Here is a 2627-nt window from a genome sequence, read left to right as displayed (position 1 = left end):
GCGGGAGCAAGCTCCCTCGCCACCGGATCGCGTGCCAATCGTTGACGTTTCATACCGCCCCGCTTTTGGAGCCCCGCACCATGACGCTTGCAGTCCAGTTCACCCACGTTTCCCGTCAATTCGGCGAGGTGAAGGCCGTTGACCGGGTCTCCATCGATATCCAGGACGGCGAGTTCTTTTCCATGCTGGGCCCTTCCGGCTCGGGCAAGACCACGTGCCTGCGGCTGATCGCCGGGTTCGAGCAACCCAGTGCCGGTTCGATCCGCATCCACGGCGAAGAAGCCACCGGGCTCGCGCCCTATCAGCGGGACGTCAACACGGTTTTCCAGGATTACGCCCTCTTCCCTCACATGAATGTGCGCGACAACGTGGCCTACGGTTTGAAAGTCAAGGGCGTGGCCAAGGCAGAACGAATCAAGCGCGCCGACGAAGCGCTGGAAATGGTCGCCCTGGGCGGCTACGGCGAGCGCAAGCCGGTGCAGCTTTCAGGCGGCCAGCGCCAACGCGTCGCCCTGGCCCGCGCGCTGGTCAATCGTCCTCGAGTGTTGCTGCTGGATGAGCCGTTGGGCGCCCTCGACCTGAAGTTGCGCGAACAGATGCAGAGCGAGTTGAAGAAGCTGCAACGCCAACTGGGCATCACCTTCATTTTCGTCACCCACGACCAGACCGAAGCGCTGTCCATGTCGGATCGCGTCGCGGTGTTCAACAAAGGTCGGATCGAACAAGTCGATACCCCACGCAACCTCTACATGAAACCGGCGACCACCTTCGTTGCCGAGTTCGTCGGCACCTCCAACGTGATCCGTGGCGAACTGGCCCGGCAATTGAGCGGTCATCCTCAGCCGTTCTCGATTCGCCCGGAGCATGTGCGTTTCGCCGAAGGCCCGCTGGCCGGCCATGAAATTGAAATCCAGGGCCTGCTCCATGACATCCAGTACCAGGGCAGCGCCACGCGCTACGAGCTGAAACTCGACAACGGCCAGACGCTGAACCTCAGCCAGGCCAATACCCAATGGGTGGACAACGCGACCCAATACCAGACCGGCCAGCAACTCACCGTGCGCTGGGCCCGCGAGGCAATGATCGCCCTGCACGACACCGGGGCCGAGGTCTGAAATGAATACCTTGGCGCTCACCCGAACACCTACGCCCGGCTCACCGCTGCGACGTTTTTCCAACCTGCTGTACCGACGCCCCAACCTGTACCTGTCGATGTTGCTGGTGCCGCCGCTGATCTGGTTCGGCGCAATTTACCTGGGTTCGCTGCTGACCTTGCTGTGGCAGGGTTTCTATACCTTCGACGACTTCACCATGGCGGTCACGCCGGACCTGACCCTGGCGAATTTCGCGGCGCTGTTCCAACCGTCGAATTTCGACATCATCGTGCGCACCCTGGCCATGGCAATCGTGGTGTCCATCGCCAGCGCCATCGTCGCCTTCCCGATTGCCTATTACATGGCGCGCTACACCAGCGGCAAGACCAAGGCGTTTTTCTATATCGCGGTCATGCTGCCGATGTGGGCCAGCTACATCGTCAAGGCCTATGCCTGGACGCTGCTGCTGGCCAAGGGCGGCGTGGCACAGTGGTTTGTCCAGCACCTGGGCCTGGGCCCTGTGCTGCAGTTCGTGCTGGGGATTCCCGGCGTGGGCGGCAGCACCTTGTCCACCTCACACCTGGGGCGTTTTTTGGTGTTCGTCTACATCTGGCTGCCGTTCATGATCCTGCCGATCCAGGCGTCCCTGGAGCGTCTGCCGCCGTCGCTGCTGCAAGCCTCGGCGGACCTTGGCGCCAAGCCCCGCCAGACGTTCATGCAGGTGATCCTGCCGTTGTCGATCCCCGGAATTGCCGCCGGCTCGATCTTCACGTTCTCGCTGACCCTGGGGGATTTCATCGTGCCGCAACTGGTGGGCCCGCCAGGGTATTTCGTCGGCAGCATGGTCTACGCCCAGCAAGGCGCCATCGGCAACATGCCCATGGCCGCGGCATTCACGCTGGTGCCCATCGTGCTGATCGCCATCTATCTATCCATCGTCAAGCGACTGGGGGCTTTCGATGCACTCTGACTCTCAAGCGTCATGGGGCTTGCGGATCGCGGCATGGGGCGGGCTGGTGTTCCTGCACTTTCCGATCCTGATCATCTTCCTGTATGCCTTCAACACCGAAGATGCTGCGTTCAGCTTTCCGCCCAAGGGGCTGACATTGAAGTGGTTCAGCGTGGCCTTCTCGCGCCCCGACGTGCTGGAGGCGATCAAGCTGTCCTTGCAGGTCGCCACCGTCGCGACGCTGATTGCCATGGTGCTCGGCACATTGGCCTCGGCGGCGCTGTACCGCCGGGACTTCTTCGGCAAACAGGGCATTTCGCTGATGCTGATCCTGCCGATCGCCTTGCCGGGAATCATCACCGGCATCGCCCTGCTGGCAACGTTCAAGAGCCTGGGCATCGAGCCCGGGATGTTCACCATCATTGTCGGCCACGCGACCTTCTGCGTAGTGATCGTCTATAACAACGTCATCGCCCGCCTGCGCCGCACGTCCCACAGCCTGATCGAGGCCTCGATGGACCTGGGCGCCGACGGCTGGCAGACCTTTCGCTACATCGTCCTGCCTAACCTGGGGTCGGCGCTGC

The 2627-nt window shown here is 62.2% G+C and carries 3 protein-coding genes; all 3 read left to right on the top strand.

Going from position 1 to position 2627, the window contains the following annotated elements; translation table 11 throughout:
* Positions 1-80 precede the first annotated feature (80 nt).
* On the top strand, positions 81-1115 hold the full coding sequence (locus OC610_RS25245; protein ID WP_264431747.1) for an ABC transporter ATP-binding protein: 1035 nt from the start codon (positions 81-83) through the stop codon (positions 1113-1115).
* Position 1116: 1 nt separating this feature from the next.
* The gene (locus tag OC610_RS25240) at positions 1117-2064 is read left to right on the top strand and encodes an ABC transporter permease (RefSeq protein WP_264431746.1); all 948 of its coding nucleotides are present in this window, start codon (positions 1117-1119) and stop codon (positions 2062-2064) included.
* Positions 2054-2627: ABC transporter permease (locus tag OC610_RS25235; protein ID WP_264431745.1), on the top strand; the 574-nt coding region annotated here is incomplete at its 3' end. The genes OC610_RS25240 and OC610_RS25235, both read left to right, overlap by 11 nt.

The sequence above is a fragment of the Pseudomonas agronomica genome, from assembly GCF_025917275.1.
GTDB lineage: Bacteria > Pseudomonadota > Gammaproteobacteria > Pseudomonadales > Pseudomonadaceae > Aquipseudomonas > Aquipseudomonas agronomica.
The sequence above is the reverse complement of the archived record's forward strand: the minus strand, read 5'-3'. Positions and strand labels throughout refer to the sequence as shown.

Excerpts from the sequence above, each read along its gene's own strand:
- OC610_RS25245 (WP_264431747.1), top strand. The coding sequence starts at position 81 with ATGACGCTTGCAGTCCAGTTCACCCACGTTTCCCGTCAATTCGGCGAG.
- OC610_RS25240 (WP_264431746.1), top strand. The coding sequence starts at position 1,117 with ATGAATACCTTGGCGCTCACCCGAACACCTACGCCCGGCTCACCGCTG.